The following is a 16,623-nucleotide window of genomic DNA, read 5'->3' as shown; positions in this document are numbered from 1 at the left end:
GCTGATTTTAATGGTGAGTCTGGTGAAACACTCAGCGAAATTCGGCTAGTTAAGTCGTCGAATGCTGAAGCGTTTGAGACGACCAAAGGTCACACGACAATCAAAAAGTTGTATCAGATTGGTCTCCGAGAGGCCGTCTATGATTCAATTGCTGGTCCGCTTATGACCGCCGTGATGATGGGCTTGTTTGTGGGTGTGCTTGGTTATGGTGCTCACCGTGTCGCACAAGGCAGCATGACAATGGGCACGATGTTCTCATTCTTGATGTATCTTTTCCAACTGTTGGGCCCCGCTGCAACACTGGGCCAATTCTTTTCAGATTTAGCTAAGGCTAGCGGTTCGACTGAGCGCGTACAAACGCTATTGGCAGAACCGGAAGAAGATTTTAGTCAGGGTGCGGTTATAGATGTCGAAGGGCAGACGCTGGCTATGAAGCATGTTGACTTTGCCCATGACGACAGTAAGCAAATTCTGACGGATGTCTCATTTGAAGCAAAGCCTAACACGGTGGTCGCTTTTGCTGGTCCTTCCGGGGGTGGAAAATCAACGCTTTTTGGTTTGCTAGAACGGTACTATGAGCCAACGGCCGGACAAATCAGTATTGGTATGACGAATGTACAGGATGTGCAATTGGCAGATTGGCGTGCCCAAATTGGTTTCGTTAGTCAAGACTCTGCGATTATGGCAGGAACGATTCGGCATAATTTGACCTATGGATTGGCAGGTGACTATACCGATGATGATTTGTGGCGGGTGCTTGGTTTGGCGTTTGCGGAGAAGTTTGTCCGTGATATGCCAGCGGGGCTTGATACTGAAGTTGGCGAACGCGGTGTCAAAGTGTCTGGTGGGCAACGTCAGCGTTTGGCAATTGCGCGGGCATTCTTGCGCGACCCTAAGATTTTGATGCTTGATGAGGCAACGGCTAGCCTTGATTCAGAGTCTGAAGCGATGGTTCAAAAGGCACTGGAGTCTTTGATGAAAGGCCGGACAACATTAGTGATTGCTCACCGATTGAGTACCATTGTCGATGCAGATAATATTTACTTTATTGAGCAAGGCCATGTGAGCGGATCGGGTACACACCAAGAACTTGTTGCAACACATAAGTTGTATCAGGAATACGTCGCAACACAATTTAAACAAGATTAATTAAGGTGACGCATTGCTAAGGCGATGCATCACCTTTTTGTTTCACATGGAACATATAAGGCGTGCTTATAATTAGTTAACAATGTTATCCATTTTTGTGGACGGGTTTTGCCGTTTCCTCTTGAATAATAGTAAGTAACGGTTATAATAGATACTCGTGTGAGATATATGTTGAGAGAGGTTTTTATCGTGCAAGATATGAAGTACGCGATGTCTTTGAAGGCATCAGCAATTTTTGGTGTTGTAACGGTCGCTCTTGTAATTGGCTTGATGTACTTGTTGAGCCTTGAGGGTAACGCATCAATGGTCCAAGTTAGCTTGGATATCGTATTGGCAACTGTTGTTTTGCTTGCTGTAGGTGGCATCTCAGTTGCGCTACGCACTAAGAAATAAATACTGAACGATATGAAGTAGTTGGTGAGAGATCTGCTTTATGTCACGTGAATGATTCCGAGATTGAATCGTTCCTTAACACGAAAACACCCTGGCCGAGTCGTTCAGCCAGGGTGTTTTTGTCTAGTAGATTAGAAGTTCGTCTTGTCAGCGTCGTTGTGTGAACCAGCTACGCCTTCAAGCTTGTCCAAGGCAGCCATATCATCAGCCGTCAACTCAAAGTCAAAGAGTTGACCGTTTTCGATAATGCGCTCCTTGTGCGTTGACTTTGGCAATGGCAAGAAGCCGTGTTGCAATGACCAACGCAATGCGATTTGCGCAACTGACTTGTTGTACTTGTCAGCAATTTCTTGAATTGCGGCAACCGTCAACATCTTACCCGTTCCCAATGGTGAGTAAGCTTCCGTCAAAACGTTGTGCTCGTTGTTGAAAGCCACGATTTCGTCTTCCATGTCAGAAGGGTTAACAAACAATTGGTTAACCATAGGCGTTACCTTAGCCGTCTTCAACAACTCTTCGAAGTGGTGAACTTGGAAGTTTGAAATTCCGATGGCACGAACCTTACCAGCTTCGTAGGCTTCTTCCATAGCACGCCATGTTTCAGCATTTGCTTCGGCCCAGTTGTCACGGTTAGCCTTTGGGTTTGGCCAGTGGATCAAGTAAAGATCCAAGTAGTCCAAGTCCAAACGCTTCAATGTGTCATCCAAGGCTTGCTTAGCAGACTCGTAACCGTGCATGTCGTTCCACAACTTTGACGTTACGAAGATTTCTTCGCGGGCGATGCCTGAATCCTTCAAAGCACGACCGATTGATTCTTCGTTACCGTAAGCGGCGGCCGTATCGATGTGACGGTAGCCAGCAGCCAAAGCATCAATCGTGCTTTGGTAAGCCACGTCACCATCAGGCGTTTGCCAAGTTCCAAATCCTACGACAGGAATCTTAACGCCGTTTGAAAGCGTGTATGTGTCAGTCAATGATGAAATTGCCATTTTGTTCACACTCCTATTAAATTAGTGTTGTTTAAATCATAAACAACCATGCGACTCTCTCTGTTACTTGCTAAAAATAAGCAAATAACTACTTATCCACTATACCAAAAATATAAATAAGTTGAAAAGATTAGGCACTTTTTTAAGGTTCGATTATAATGTAGAAAGCAAGGCAGTTAATTGTTGCCAAAACAAAGGAGGCGGAGCGCCATGGCAAAGGTTACAACAGAATCTATCTTTGACGCTGCACGACAAGTTTTAGCTGAAAAAGGCTTTGAAAAATCACGATTGGCGGATGTGGCACGTCGACTGGAGATTACACCAGCGGCGTTGTACAAGCATTTTGCCAATAAAGAAGCACTGTTTGAGTCGATGAATACAGATTGGCTCGAACAAGTGGATGGACCGGTGTGGGCTGCCAATGTCCGGGCGCCTGAGGAGGAACGGGAGACTGCGTTGCATGATTGGCTATGGCTATTGGCCTCGCGCCGGCGGGAAGGGTTTAGCCGCGAACCGGAAATGATGGCGTTCTATGAGGAACAACTTGCCGATCGCAGTGTTTTGATTGACCCACGACTACAGGACTTTGCGGCTGCGGTTGAAAATATCATGGCTTGGGATACATTCCGTCATCAACGTGGTATGACCATCATGCAAACATTCACGTATTTTTACCACCCGTTCTTTGCAGATAAATGGGACGATAATTTGTTTAAAGCGTTATTTGAAACGACTTGGTTAGAGATGCTGCCAGTCGTGACGCAAGATATTGCAACAACCACAGCAGAATAATTGTGTAAAATGGTATACAGGATGGTGTGTATCATTTTTTTATTTGGGGAGGTTTTTATGACAAAGCTAGTGGTTGATCAGGCGGGCTATCAAGTTGAAGGTCGTCAAATTTGGCATGATATTAGTTTTGAGTTGCATGATGGTGATTGGGTAACCGTGGTTGGTCCGTCGGGTGGCGGGAAAAGTACCCTATTAAAAGCCATTGCTGGGTTGCAGGATATTACAGAGGGGCATATTTTCTTGAATGATGAAGACGTTATGCGTTTACCCATTGGCGATTACCGCCAACAAGTGTCGTATGCCACGCAATCAGCGCAATTATTTGGTGAAACGGTGCGTGACAATCTAGATTTGCCGTATCTGGTGCGCCAACAAACACCGAATGAACAGCAACAAATTGCAGGGTTGGAGCAGATGGATTTGCCGGCGGACTATTTAGATAAGGCTGTGACGGAGTTGTCGGGTGGTGAACGGCAGCGCGTTGGGGTGTTGCGCAATCTACTATTTCCACCTAAGGTCCTGTTACTTGATGAAATATCAACAGGCTTAGATGCAGAGACCAAGCAGGTTATTTGGCGTGCGATTCATGCGTTGCATGCGCGCGAACGATTAATTGTGTTATCAGTGACGCACGATGAAGGTGAAATCGCCGATGCCCAAGATATCTTGACGATTCAAAACGGAGAGGGGGCACGACGTCATGAACAGTCAAATTAATGTTAGTAACTGGTCGTTAGCATTAGCATTTATCTTAGTTGTCATTTCATTGGTGATTAGCTACCGACAAAAGTTGAAGTTAGAGAAAGAGACAATTATTTCGGTTGTCCGCGCAATTGTGCAATTAATTATTGTTGGATACCTATTGAAGTTTATTTTCAATGTGGATAACTGGTTGCTGACACTGATTATGCAACTATTCATTATTTATAACGCCGCCCGCAACGGAAAAAAGCGAAGTCAAGGCATTCCGGGAGCGTTTGTGATTTCATGGTGGGGCTTATTACTATCAACAACCATCACGATGAGCATTCTGGTTTTAACCGGTGTGCTGAAGTTTGAACCATACCAAATGATTCCAGTGACTGGTATGGTCGCAGGAAATTCAATGACGGCGGTGGGACTTGTTTATCGCAGTCTGAATCAACAATTCCGTGACCAGCAAGGTCAAGTGTTTGAACGGTTGGCTTTGGGCGCATCACCAAAATTAGCAGCGGGTGAAATTGTCCGCGAGGCAATCCGAACAGGGATGCAACCGACAATTGATTCAGTGCGGACGTATGGTTTGGTCTCATTGCCGGGGATGATGTCCGGTTTGATTATGGCGGGGGTTGATCCAATTCATGCGATTAAATATCAAATCATGGTGGTGTTCATGTTGTTGTCCGCGACTGGTATTTCATCAGTTTTTGCTAGTTTTATGGCTTACCGCAAGTTCTTTAATGAGCGCTGGCAGTTACAGTTACCTAAAAAATAAGTATTAAATAAGCGACACGAAGTCAGGCAATTTTAGCCTGGCTTTTTTAATGGCGCTTGCAACTTAGTGTAGTAGTGTTATACTACACTATATCAGGAGGGCGAATGATGGAATTCAATGATAGTGAACCATTATATATTCAAGTCGCCGATTTCCTAGAGCGGGAAATCTTAGATGGTAAGTATCCAATGAATACAAAGATTCCTGGCGTTCGTGAACTAGCGGCTACGTTAGTGATTAACGGCCGTACTGTGCAAAATGCGGTGAACCGTTTGGTTGAGAGTGGTTTAGTTGAAACGCGTCGTGGCCTGGGGAACTTTGTAACATCGAACGAAAAGACGTTTGAAATGATTCGAACGAAAAAAATTAGGGCGATGGCGGAAACGTTTATTAAAAATAGTTTGACGTTTGTTTCGGAAGATGAGTTACGGCGCATTATTGCGGAAACTATAGCGTCAGTACAGAAGGAGTAAGGGGTATGTTTAAAGTAGCGGGATTAAATTACGCGCGTGGTCGACGCTCAGTGTTGCAAGACATCAACTTTGAGAGTGACGCACCAGAAATCATTGGGGTACTGGGTGAAAATGGGGTTGGAAAAACAACATTGATGCGCTTAATTGTGGGGGCTGTGTTGCCGAAGAAAGGGGCCCATATCACGTTGGATGGTCTAACGGGCGATGCACTTAAATCCGCCGTGGCTTTTATCCCAAACCTTAACTGGGTTCGCAAGCGCGATACGATTTCGGATGTATTGGCTTTTTATCGTGCAGGTTATCCGGATTTTAATCAGGAACGCTGGACTGAAGTAAATAAAACGCTTCGGCTCAATGAGCAAGATCAAGTATCTGCCTTATCAAAGGGGATGTTAGAACGGTTGATTTTTGCATTGACGGTATCCCGTGATGCTAAGGTGTTCATGTTGGATGAGCCGTTTAGTGGCGTTGACGTCCTGACACGGCGTAAGTTGTTACAAACACTGATTCAATGGGTGCCGGAGGATGCGACGATTTTGATGTCGACACATGAAATCGCAGAAATAGAACCGGTTGTCGATCGTGTCCTCATTTTAAAAGATGCGCATATCATTGTTGATCAGACCATCGATGATATTCGGGATAATGAGCATATGACGTTGGAACAATATTATGTGCAACGATATGTAGAAGACAATGGGGGGATTGAGTTATGACATCAACAAAACAATTAGTGAAATTAATAATTGCAGATAGTTACCGGCCGTTGTGGCAGGTGTTGAAAATCTATGCCGGTATTATGGTGCTGGTAGCTGTGGCAATTATTCATGCACAGTGGGGCCAATCTGTTGGCCACATGGTTTGGACGATTGTGACACAAGGTCTGATAATTCTGGGATTCTTCTATTTTGTCTATGGGTTGCTGGCGTTAAAGCAGGCCGTTTTATCTTGGCAAGACGCCCATTTTGTCCTGCTGCCAGTCTCGAAACGCCGTTTTTTTACGACAAATTTGCTGGTTCGTTTTTTAGTGCCGATGGTGAACGCTATTCTTTATTTTGCAATGTTGCTTGTGTACATGGCGATTGTTAAACCGTTCGTAAATGCGAAATTTGTCGGATTTAATCCGCAAAATGTGTCAGAAGTGATGCCAATTATTGGGAAAGTTGTTCTTGGCACAGTGTTTGTCATGATTGGCTTGTTTCTATTGGTTAATATTATTGGCCTGGCCGCCAATCTGGGGATGAGCCGTTTCCTATCAGTATCATCACACTGGGCAAATGTCACGATTACAGCGATGGTTTTGTTTATTGGCTTGGCTGTATTTTCGGTTGTGATGTCAGCGTCCGTTGACTTCTTGTCACCAATGGTAGGTGACGCAGAATGGCTAGATACAGTTGTCGCTATTGTGCTTTATGTGCTGATGGTTGCCGGTATTTATGGCCTGTTTGCCAAGTTTAACGACGCAAAATAGTTAGCCGTATTGGTTTGCGTGACAGACTGACACGTTAACAACAAAAAGAGCACTCGCTACCGCGAGTGCTCTTTTCAGTCAATTTAATTTTCGAATTTGAACGCATTCAAGAAGTGCTTAATACGATCGGTTGGTTCGCTGAAGAATTCAGCAGGTGTACCGTCGAAGACAATTTCACCATCTTCTAGGAACAACATGCGGTCAGCTGCTTCACGGGCAAATTCCATGTTGTGCGTCACGATAATCATTGATTGGTCTTCCTTGGCCAATCCATTCAATACACGCAAAACTTGGGCTTCTAATTCAGGATCCAAAGCAGATGTTGGTTCATCCAACAACAAGTAGTCGGGTTCCATGGCCAAAGCGCGGGCGATGGCCACACGTTGTGTTTGCCCACCGGAAAGTTGGTAAGGGTAACGGTCAGCTGTGTTATCCAAATCAACGGCTTGCAGTAATTCGTGAGCCTTCTTAGTGGCATCAGCTTTCTTTTGCTTCAGCACGTGAACAGGTGCTTCGATAATGTTGCCAAGGATGGTTAGGTGATCGAACATGCGAGGTTGCTGGAAAACCATCCCCGTCTTGCGTCGTACCCATAACAACGTATCCGTCGTAACCGGTTGGCTCAAATCAATTGTGCGATCGTCAATCGTATACAAACCTGAATCGGGGTGCTCCAACAAGTTCAAAGAACGCAACAAGGTTGACTTTCCTGAACCTGATGGACCAACGATAACGGTCGTCTCATGTGGATTGAACGTTACGTTGATGTCCTTCAAGGCGTGGTGTTCTGCGTATTGCTTATCAATGTGTTCTAACTTCAACATAATGAATTACCCCTGTACCTTTACGAAACGGTCGGCCCAACGTTGGATGTAGTGTTGTGGGATCGACAAGATTGAAACGAAAATTGCGTAGATGGCAGCGACGAGCAAGTACATTTGCAAAGGCTCGAAGTTGGTTGCGGCCAATTGTTGTGAGAGGTAGAACATCTCGACAATGGTCACGACAGATGCCAAAGACGTATCCTTAACCAATGAAATGAATGAGTTGGCCAAGGTTGGAATTGAAATACGTGCAGCTTGTGGCAAGATGATGCGAATGAAAATTTGGGCATCCGTCATACCGAGTGCCGCCCCAGCTTCACGTTGTGTATCTGGAATTGAGGTGATTGCCGCACGAATGGCTTCAGATGCGTAGGCAGCCGTATTCAATGACAATACCCACACAGCTGCCGCCCAGCCTGAAGGTGACAACCAGCTAATACCAAGCTTTGGCAAACCATAGAAGACCACGAACAGTTGGACTAGCATTGGCGTTGAACGGAACAGCCAGACGTAGAACCACAAGATAAACTTGAGGATGCGCCAACCAATTGACTTGATGCCCGTTGCGTGTGGCACGTATGAACGTAACACGGCAACTAAGGCGGCAATGATAACGGCAAAAACAAATGAAATAAGTGCAAGTGGCACGGTGTACTTAATTCCAGCCACAATTAATTGTGGGGCATAAGTAGCGATAAATTCAAACATGATGATTCCCTTTCTGGATGTTTGGGCGCAAAAAAAGAGCGCGCAGGCTAATTTCTGTTTCGACAGGAATGCCTAGCACGCTCTCACTGGTTCATCGAAATGATTAGTTCACCAAAACGACCTACCGCGATAAGCGCGCTAGGCTGATGCAAGCAACAGTGATTTGTGTGTTAACTGACATCATGATGGGAACGGTCCTTTCGTTTTTTTACGACTTTAATATGTGTCCATTGTAGAGATTTCGCTGACTTATTGCAAGCGTTTTAGGATGAAATTTCCCTGGCAATTAAAATTCTATGACAAAACAGTTTGACAACGATTTGAGAACGGGTTATGATTTTGCTCATACTTTGAAAGGTGGCGTAAGATATTATGCACAAGCACAGCTTTAATGGGATTAAGCTAGCCGCTGCAGTATTTGCAGCAGGAACAATGTTGAGCGCCGGGGTGTGTAATCGCTAATGCGGATACAACAAAAGACCTTGGCCTCGTTCACAAGGATCAACTAACTGTTGGTTTGGAAGGTACGTACGCACCTTACTCATACCGTGCTAAGAACGGTAATTTGGAAGGTATCGACGTCGATATGGCCAAGGCAATTGGTAAGAAGATGGGTCTTAAGGTGGTCTTTGTACCAACAAAGTGGGACTCATTGGTTGAGGGGCTTCGTGCTAACAAGTACGACATCATTTTGAATGACATGGCACCTAATAAGGAACGCATGAAGTTGTTCCGTTATGGTTCTAAGTACATTTACACTGGTGGTGTGGTTGTCACGAAGAAGGACTCTGGTATCAAGTCTGTGACAGATATCAAGGGTAAGAAGACTGCCCAATCAGCAGTTGGAAACTATGTGAAGTACGCTGAAAAGTTGGGTTCAACCAACGTTGCCGTACCTGGATTTGCTGAAGCAGTTGCGACAGTTGAGAACGGTAAGGCTGATGCAACGTTGAACGATGCTGCGGCATGGAGTGTTTACAAGAAGGAACACCCAGAGACGAAGTTGGTTGCTATTAAGTCACCAGCTAAGTACATGCCTGTAACGGGTGCTGCACCAATGATGAACAAGAAGGCGACGGCTTTGGATAAGGCTGTTACAAAGGCTGAGGCAAAGATGCGCAAGGACGGCGAGATGAAGAAGATCTCAGTTAAGTACTTGGAAGTTGATTACAGCCACAAGCCAACAAAGTAAGACGAATTAAAGATATGACCGTGAGCATATCGGTTCGCTGATTTGCAATTTAGGAGTTGTTTTGGTTATTATTTGTAAATGACCGAAACAACTCCTTTTTTGTTTGTATGAAAAATGGGATACGCGTATCATTCTGTTTCAGCTAGTAGAAAGAGAAGAGAATGATGCGGGTATCACAGGTGCGTTATGCAAAACGATTTTGGTGGATGCGACTAAATGTCGCAGTCAGCGTTTCAGTCGTAACAATAAGTTTGGGATCGACGCTGTTAATTGGGGCAGCGGGATAGCATTAGGAGATTATAGACATGAATAAGATGATGAAGACGACCGTTGCGCTTGTCGCAGCTGGGGTTATCGGTGGTGTTGCCGTACCAACACTGACAGCGTCTGCAGCTGCATACAAGGGCAGCGTGCACACGAAGGGCAAGTTGACGGTTGGTTTGGAAGGTACGTATGCACCTTTCTCATACCGTAATAAGTCTGGTAAGTTAACTGGGTTTGAAGTGGAATTGGTTAAGGCTGTAGCTAAGGAAATGAAGCTTAAGCCAGTCTTCGTGCAAACGAAATTCGATTCATTGGTGGCTGGTTTGAATGCCAAGAAGTATGATGTGGTCTTTAACAACATGTCAATTAACCCAGAACGTAAGAAGGCGTACACATTTGCGCAAGCATACTTGTACACAGATTCTGTCATGATCACAAAGAAGGGGTCAGACATCAAGAACGCTTCAGATTTGAAGGGGAAGAAGGCTGCACAAACGGCGTCATCAGACTTTGGTCAAACGGCCCAAAAGAAGGGGGCCAAGATTGTTTCAGCGCCTGGTTTTGCGGAAGCGTTGGATTTGGTTGATTCAGGTAAGGCTGATGTGACACTGAACTCACAAGATTCATGGGGCGTTTACAAGAAGGCCCACCCAAAGACGGATTTGCAAGCTAAGGTAACTAAGGCTTTGGGCGAGACGACGGCCGCACCAATGTTGAACAAGAAGGACAAGAAGTTGGCCAAGGCCATCACAAAGGCGGAAAAGGCTTTGTTGAAGGATGGTACGATGAAGAAGTTGTCTGAGAAGTATTTCGATACAGATTTGACGACTAAGAAGTAATTAAAGGCTATAATTAATCCCACAAGATACACGTATCCCGTGGGATTTTTTGTGTCGTTTTTCAGATGAGGTAAAGGACGATGATAGCGAAAAAAGTGATTGTGCGAGGCCGCGTTCAAGGGGTTGGCTTTCGCTACTTTACAAAGCAATTGGCGGATAAATTGGGTGTGACAGGGGTCGTTTGGAATGCGTCAGATGGATCAGTTCGAATTGAAGCGCAGGCTGACGAAACGGTGATGATAGATTTTGTTAACGGTGTTAAAGTGTCGCCATCCCCCTATGGGCGCGTTGATTCAGTGGAGTCAGAAATCATTCCAGTTGATGCGTCGCGTCATGTATTTAAAGCCATTTAATTAGGTATACCATTTCGCTGGTTTGCTGGCAGGATGGGGATGGTTGAGAAGGCGATGAATTGAAATTGGGGTGTTTGCGCAGATGCTAACCGACACTGCCAAATAGATGCCATCAAACCAACACAATCAATTACGCAACTTGCTGATTGATTGTGTTGGTTTTTTAGTGTTGATTTGTCGAGCAGATGTTTAGAAAAATAGTAGGCAAAAAATCGTCAGTTGGGATGTGACAATTAACAAACAGTAAGGACGTTGGACTAAACTTGGCCACGCGATTTTCGCGTGTTTAGTCCGTAATGCATAAATAGCCGATTGGCGATATGCATAAAAATGTATAAGCATACAAACGGCATGGGGAGTTATTCGGGGGCCGCCGGAAGTTGAAAATATGAAAATTTTTTACAAATTTAGGTGAATGCCCTGTTTATCGATCTGTAACATGTAACACGTGTAAAGTGTGCCCCTTTTGCCTATATAGCAACTTCTTGCTATATACAATTTTCGCGATGCATCCCAACGCACCCCTACCCTACTTATTATTTAGCGGTATAATTCTTGCGACAATGCCGTTCTTCGGGTAAGCTGAACTATCGGAAAAACTTTTTGGAGGTTTTGAGCATGACTTTGAAAACATGGTTGAAGTTCGTTGAAATTCAATCATTAGTCGCTAGCGCTTTACCCTTAATCTTGGGTAATTTGTACGCGGCAAATACGTATCACCACATGAATGCAGTGCCAGCAATTGTCTTTGTGATTGTCGCCTTTGCATTGCAGATGGGGGTGAATGTTTGGAATAATCTGCAGGACTTTAAATCAGCAACCAGTGACGAGTGGAAGAACGGTGTGAACAATATCGTTGGATCGGGTGGGATTACTCCCCGCGAAGGTTGGACGACGTTAATCGGTCTTGTGTTAATTGTGGTCGTCGGTGGCCTTTGGTTGGTTACGCAGACAGGTATACCATTGTTGATTATGGGGCTGATTGGTTTTGCGGTTGCGTACTGGTATGCTGGTACGCCACTACCATTATCACGAACGCCATTCGGTGAATTGGCCTCTGGTTTGACGATGGGGTACTTGATTTTCTTGAGTGCGACATACGTCAATGTAGCGCCAGTCTTTAACGGGGAATTGCTGTTACACGCTATCGTAGCGTCAGCAATTTCATGGTTCGCAATTGGTGACATTATGTTGGCAAACAACATCGGTGACTACGAAGAAGACCTTGCTGAAAATCGCCACACATTGGTTTGGCATTTGGGTAAAGATCGCGCAGTTAAGTTGTTTGGTTGGATTTATTTAGCCGGATATTTCATGTTGATTTTGTCAGTTGTATTGGGTATTTTGCCATGGCCGGCTTTGTTGGCGTTGGTATCATTCCCGATTGTGCGCAAAAACACCCGGGCCTTTCAAGCGAACCCAATTAAGCCTAATTTCCCACAAGCCATTAAGAACGCTGTTGTGATCTCAGTGACGTTGGCCATTGGGTTGGTGATTGGTTTATTTATTTAATAATTGATATAGACGAAAAATGCGTCCCCCTAGCTGTAGGAGGACGCATTTTTTTAATCTAAATCAACACCCGGGTTATCAATCAACAACAACGCAATCATGACAAAGGCGATGTTTGAATGGTTTGAATAACCGATGTAGTAAGGCTGCCAATCACTCGCAAATTTGTGCTTGTAATGACGGAGACCCTCGAATGAATAAATCTTTGAACCGAATTGATAAATCAAATTAGCAACGCGCTCACGGATGAAACTTTGTTCGTGGAGTCCCACGTTTGATAGGGGTGACATCCCCAAATTAAACGTGTTGTAACCAGCGTCACGCGCATACTCGAATGTCTTTACGAATAGCACATCCATCGTTCCGTTGGGTGATTCGCTTGTGAAACGCATCAAATCAACGGTCATTTGATTTTCAGTTTCAGACGTAACCAGGGTTGCAAAGGCGACGATGTGGCCATCAGGTGCCTTTAAGACGCCGATACCGCCACGTTGCAAGTAGTGGTTGTCGAAGAATCCAAGCGAGTAACCCTTTTCTTCACGACCGTGCAACCATTCGTCAGAAATTTGGCGCAATTCTTGCAACAAGGCGTCTGAAAATGGTGGCTGCAACACTTCGTATGTGAAGCCAGCGGCAGTTGCTTGATTGATTTCACTACGGATATTCGCGAATTTCTTACCAGCTGTCTTGAATGATGGTGTATCAACCCACGCTTCTTCTCCAAGTTTCATAAAATTATAGCCGAATTCGTGCACCATCATGGCAATCTTTTCGGAAACCTCGTAGAAAATTGGCGTGTAGCCAAGGCGGTCGGCCTCGCTAATAAAGGCGGCCAAGGCGGCCTGGAAGTCAGCACTATCACCAAATGGATCACTCATGACGGCGGCCTTGTTGTTCACCAAACGGAATTGGATAGCCACCGTATCGGTCTCGCTTTGGTCGGGCCGGTAGTAGAATAAGCGCTTATCACCAAGGAAAATCAGGTTGGTGTAGTGATTATCACCACGTGCCAGTACTTGATTGACGCGTTCCTCATCAAGGGCTTCACCGAGTAATTGCGTGCGGCCTTGCATGTAAGCGATAAAACCAAGCACACCAAGGCTCACAATCGCAATTGCGATGAATCCAATCAACCACCAGTGCAACGATGGGACCAAGAAGAACCCAGATGTTCGCACGTGGAAACGGTGTGAGACGGCAGGCAGATTAGCGACCCCAATGGTGAGGTAAGCAATAAACAACCCACCGTAGATGACACCGTCAACTAGTCGATTTTCCCAACTGTAAATGAATTGCACCCGGGTTAACGTTGGCTTGATGAATAACGTCCCAATGAACAACGCACCAAGTAAAACTAAGGGTTGCATATGTTCGTGTGAAACAGCAACGTAGCCAAAGCTAATAGCTAACAAAATTAGCGTTGGCCAGTACGCGCGACTAACCTTATTTGCAATGCCACGGCCAGCGATAATTAGCATGAACCCGATGAAAATATTGGGTACTTGCAACAAAAATCCCGATGTCCATGGGCTGAGATGCTGCAATAGGTGGAACGATTGTAATGTCCCTGGTAAGGCACCAGCGATGATCAATGTGATGCCTGAAAAGTAGAGTAAGACGGTCACTGCTTTTTGCAGCATTGATCGCACAATGACGCTGGGTACACCACGGAACTTATGGTTGGTTTCGCGGAGTGCGCGTGTTGCGGCGATAATAACCGCGATGATGAACGGCACAATTGTGTAAGCGACACGATAGAACAGAATCCATAAGAAAATAACAGCGGGGTCCATCCCAAGTGTTTGCAGGCCGATAAAGGCGAAAATATCAAACGTTCCCCAACCACCAGGAACGAGTGTCACAATACCAAAAGTCCGGGCAGCGATGAATAATGGCATGACTGACCAGATGGCGATTGGCATTTGGAATAAAGCACCGATCAATAGAAAACCGGCTGTGTTAGCCACCCAGGTAGCTAACGACGCGGCGAAAATTCGGGCGTAATCACTAGCGCTGAAGGGTAAGCTGTCACGATGACGGAAGCGACTGACGATTAACCCAATGAATGGTAAAGCGACGGCAACAACCAGCCAAGGCGCGTAATTGACAACGGCAGTGTGTGACCAGTAGATGCCGGTTGCGATAAGACTTAGCAAGCTGACAACGGCCAAACCACTGGTCGATAACCACCAACCACGATGTAAGGTTGCGCTGCGTTCGGTGCGGTTATCATCGAAAAGGCGGTCTTGCAACCATGTTACGACGAAATCCGCTACACCAAAGGCATTATCAAACGCATTAACGACCCAACTTGATAGCCAATAATGCTTGGAATCTGTAGGGGTTAACAGACGTTTATAGGCCCAATTGTAACTAACCCCGACGCTGGCAGTTAGGATACCGATAACGAAAATACCAATTAATAGGCCAATCGGGATTTCAGCGAAAATTGCTAACAAAATTTTTAACGGCATGCGTTTGATGACAGCGCCTAATTCAAATAGCGCGACAAACGCGACGGCGATAATCATAACTCGCCGAATGTTATGCCATTTCTGATTCATATGAATAACTCCTTAATAAACTGACGCACGATTTTTGTGAATGCGTGTGGGGAAACCTGAATGAATAAATGACTACGGAATTTTACCACCATCAGCTGACCATTTGGAAGTGAATTTGCAATGTTTTCAGAGTGTTGTCGCTTAATGAAGTCAAACTGACCGACTAAAACTAATGTCCGGTTGGGCACCAGTCGCAAATCAGCCTTGCTAATGTGGGGTGATTCGAACATTAATTGTGTCTGCAACCAACGGGCATGGAGAAACTTACTCAGATAGCGTGTGCGACGGAGTAACCAATCAATCCCGGTTGCGAGGGCCATGACTGGCGCTTGGACGCCCGACAACGTTAAATTTGGGGCGTTTAAGACCATGGTGTCAGTATGGCCGGGGAAATCCAATGTGTAACGCAACGCTAGGTTAGCGCCGTCGCTATAGCCGACAATGTGCCAATGCGTGATATGAAGTTCTTGGCGCAGGGCTTCGACATCTTGGGCTAAGAGGCTGTACGTCAGATGATCAGTGTTTGATGTTGATTGTCCATGGCCGCGGGCATCTTGTGTGATCACATAAAAATCCGGGACCAAATAAGTAACGTGCCGCTTAAAATCATGCTGCGAGCCATTGTTGCCATGCAGCAATAAGAGGGCGGGATTGCTTGGATTGCCGAATGTTTGATAGCTGAGTTGACTACCGTTAAAGTTAAAAAATGCCATAATGCATGCCTCGAGATATTAATACTTATATTGTACACAGTTTGCCTGTGGATAACTTGTGGAAAGTTTGTTCGCATGACAACTGTCACGTGCATAAATGCGTTAGGTTAAACTTAATTGGATAGTGAAACTTTTCACTACGCCCGTAAATGGGCGTTTGTCGCATGTTCTGATATAATGAAAGGCAAATAGAAATACGAGGTAGCGGTATGTTACAACAATTGAAACAGTCTAAAATTCTTTTTTGGACCGTTGAATTACTCGCGGTTGCGTTGTTAATTTTAGTCATAACGCAGCTTAGTTTTATTCTAGAACCGATTGGAAAATTCATTGGGGCGGTGTTTGTGCCTTTGATTGTATCGGGATTTTTATATTACTTATTAAACCCAGTCGTTGAAGCGTTGCAAAAAATACCAGTGGGTAAGCGCCACCATGTTAACCGACCGGTTGCTATTGCCATTGTGATGATTTTATTGCTGGCCTTAATCGTGGCCGCAGTGCTGTCGTTGGTGCCAGCCTTGGCTGAACAAGTCGGTAAGCTAGTGAAAAATGCACCAGCGTTGGTCGAAACGATGCAACAATGGGTTAAACATATGAGCCAAGTGAGTTGGGTTAAAGAAATCGGCGTCAAAGTGGATTTTGCTAAAATTCAAACCCAAATTGAGAATTTCGGCGAAACGTTCATCTCAGGGACTGCAAATAGTTTGAGCACGTTGATCGGGACAGTCACGAGTGTCACAATCACTGCGATTACTGTACCAGTTATGACGATTTATATGTTGAATGATGGTCAAAAGTTAGTGCCATTTCTGCAGAAAATTTTCCCAGACCGCTCCCGTGGCCGGGTTGCCGAAATTTTAGGCCGTTTGAATGGCACGATTGCGCAATACATCAGCGGTCAGGCGATTGAAAT

Annotated in this window: 18 protein-coding genes; 13 read left to right on the top strand and 5 right to left on the bottom strand. The window is 45.2% G+C overall.

Features of this window, described 5'->3' with window-relative positions:
• Together WEIDD23_RS06910 and WEIDD23_RS06905 are read left to right on the top strand one after the other, a co-directional pair.
• A partial coding sequence (locus WEIDD23_RS06910) for an ABC transporter ATP-binding protein (RefSeq protein WP_156469596.1) occupies positions 1–1,149 on the top strand: 1,149 nt, incomplete at its 5' end.
• 198 nt (positions 1,150–1,347) lie between these two features.
• Complete coding sequence (locus WEIDD23_RS06905) at positions 1,348–1,542, top strand: hypothetical protein (protein ID WP_223822984.1); 195 nt, start codon at positions 1,348–1,350, stop codon at positions 1,540–1,542.
• Positions 1,543–1,673: 131 nt separating this feature from the next.
• Here WEIDD23_RS06905 and WEIDD23_RS06900 read toward each other — a convergent pair whose 3' ends face one another.
• On the bottom strand, positions 1,674–2,531 hold the full coding sequence (locus WEIDD23_RS06900; RefSeq protein WP_010373252.1) for an aldo/keto reductase: 858 nt from the start codon (positions 2,529–2,531) through the stop codon (positions 1,674–1,676).
• A 210-nt stretch (positions 2,532–2,741) separates the two neighbouring features.
• Here WEIDD23_RS06900 and WEIDD23_RS06895 point away from each other — a divergent pair, with 210 nt between their 5' ends.
• The 6 genes from WEIDD23_RS06895 (at position 2,742) to WEIDD23_RS06870 (ending at position 6,741) form a co-directional block, all read left to right on the top strand.
• The gene (locus tag WEIDD23_RS06895) at positions 2,742–3,323 is read left to right on the top strand and encodes a TetR/AcrR family transcriptional regulator (protein ID WP_010373250.1); all 582 of its coding nucleotides are present in this window, start codon (positions 2,742–2,744) and stop codon (positions 3,321–3,323) included.
• Positions 3,324–3,380: 57 nt separating this feature from the next.
• Entirely contained in the window at positions 3,381–4,040 is a 660-nt protein-coding gene (locus tag WEIDD23_RS06890; protein ID WP_010373248.1) for an ABC transporter ATP-binding protein, read from the top strand.
• Positions 4,024–4,797 carry an ABC transporter permease gene (fetB, locus tag WEIDD23_RS06885; protein ID WP_010373245.1) on the top strand — a complete coding sequence of 258 codons (774 nt, stop codon included), beginning with the start codon at positions 4,024–4,026 and terminating at the stop codon, positions 4,795–4,797. The genes WEIDD23_RS06890 and fetB overlap by 17 nt, the downstream gene beginning before the upstream one ends.
• A 104-nt stretch (positions 4,798–4,901) precedes the next feature.
• A complete protein-coding gene (locus tag WEIDD23_RS06880; protein ID WP_224158844.1) occupies positions 4,902–5,270 on the top strand; it encodes a GntR family transcriptional regulator in 369 nt (122 codons plus the stop codon).
• Between the two features lie 5 nt (positions 5,271–5,275).
• A complete protein-coding gene (locus tag WEIDD23_RS06875) occupies positions 5,276–5,986 on the top strand; it encodes an ATP-binding cassette domain-containing protein (RefSeq protein ID WP_010373239.1) in 711 nt (236 codons plus the stop codon).
• Complete coding sequence (locus WEIDD23_RS06870; protein ID WP_010373236.1) at positions 5,983–6,741, top strand: hypothetical protein; 759 nt, start codon at positions 5,983–5,985, stop codon at positions 6,739–6,741. The genes WEIDD23_RS06875 and WEIDD23_RS06870 overlap by 4 nt, the downstream gene beginning before the upstream one ends.
• An 83-nt stretch (positions 6,742–6,824) precedes the next feature.
• On the opposite strand, the gene WEIDD23_RS06865 is transcribed toward WEIDD23_RS06870, so the two are convergent.
• On the bottom strand, positions 6,825–7,565 hold the full coding sequence (locus tag WEIDD23_RS06865) for an amino acid ABC transporter ATP-binding protein (protein ID WP_010373233.1): 741 nt from the start codon (positions 7,563–7,565) through the stop codon (positions 6,825–6,827).
• A 6-nt stretch (positions 7,566–7,571) separates the two neighbouring features.
• Complete coding sequence (locus WEIDD23_RS06860) at positions 7,572–8,273, bottom strand: amino acid ABC transporter permease (RefSeq protein WP_010373230.1); 702 nt, start codon at positions 8,271–8,273, stop codon at positions 7,572–7,574.
• A gap of 517 nt (positions 8,274–8,790) precedes the next feature.
• Here WEIDD23_RS06860 and WEIDD23_RS06855 point away from each other — a divergent pair.
• The 4 genes from WEIDD23_RS06855 (at position 8,791) to WEIDD23_RS06840 (ending at position 12,433) form a co-directional block, all read left to right on the top strand.
• Complete coding sequence (locus WEIDD23_RS06855) at positions 8,791–9,465, top strand: transporter substrate-binding domain-containing protein (RefSeq protein ID WP_062358861.1); 675 nt, start codon at positions 8,791–8,793, stop codon at positions 9,463–9,465.
• Positions 9,466–9,770: 305 nt separating this feature from the next.
• Complete coding sequence (locus WEIDD23_RS06850) at positions 9,771–10,568, top strand: transporter substrate-binding domain-containing protein (RefSeq protein WP_010373222.1); 798 nt, start codon at positions 9,771–9,773, stop codon at positions 10,566–10,568.
• Positions 10,569–10,648: 80 nt separating this feature from the next.
• Positions 10,649–10,921 carry an acylphosphatase gene (locus WEIDD23_RS06845; RefSeq protein ID WP_010373219.1) on the top strand — a complete coding sequence of 91 codons (273 nt, stop codon included), beginning with the start codon at positions 10,649–10,651 and terminating at the stop codon, positions 10,919–10,921.
• A gap of 618 nt (positions 10,922–11,539) precedes the next feature.
• Positions 11,540–12,433 (top strand): prenyltransferase, encoded by an 894-nt coding sequence (locus tag WEIDD23_RS06840; protein WP_010373218.1) that lies wholly within the window; start codon positions 11,540–11,542, stop codon positions 12,431–12,433.
• A 53-nt stretch (positions 12,434–12,486) separates the two neighbouring features.
• Here the strand turns inward: WEIDD23_RS06840 and mprF are convergent, their stop codons facing one another.
• Together mprF and WEIDD23_RS06830 are read right to left on the bottom strand one after the other, a co-directional pair.
• Positions 12,487–14,997: a bifunctional lysylphosphatidylglycerol flippase/synthetase MprF gene (mprF, locus tag WEIDD23_RS06835; protein ID WP_010373206.1), complete on the bottom strand. Its 2,511-nt coding sequence runs from the start codon at positions 14,995–14,997 to the stop codon at positions 12,487–12,489.
• Positions 14,994–15,710: an alpha/beta fold hydrolase gene (locus tag WEIDD23_RS06830; RefSeq protein ID WP_010373203.1), complete on the bottom strand. Its 717-nt coding sequence runs from the start codon at positions 15,708–15,710 to the stop codon at positions 14,994–14,996. Before WEIDD23_RS06830 ends, mprF begins: the two co-directional genes overlap by 4 nt.
• Before the next feature lie 209 nt (positions 15,711–15,919).
• Here WEIDD23_RS06830 and WEIDD23_RS06825 point away from each other — a divergent pair.
• Positions 15,920–16,623 (top strand): AI-2E family transporter (locus WEIDD23_RS06825; RefSeq protein ID WP_156469595.1); only part of this gene is annotated, 704 nt, incomplete at its 3' end.

This window comes from Weissella sp. DD23, from assembly GCF_001579105.1.
GTDB lineage: Bacteria > Bacillota > Bacilli > Lactobacillales > Lactobacillaceae > Weissella > Weissella cibaria.
The sequence above is the reverse complement of the archived record's forward strand: the minus strand, read 5'-3'. Positions and strand labels throughout refer to the sequence as shown.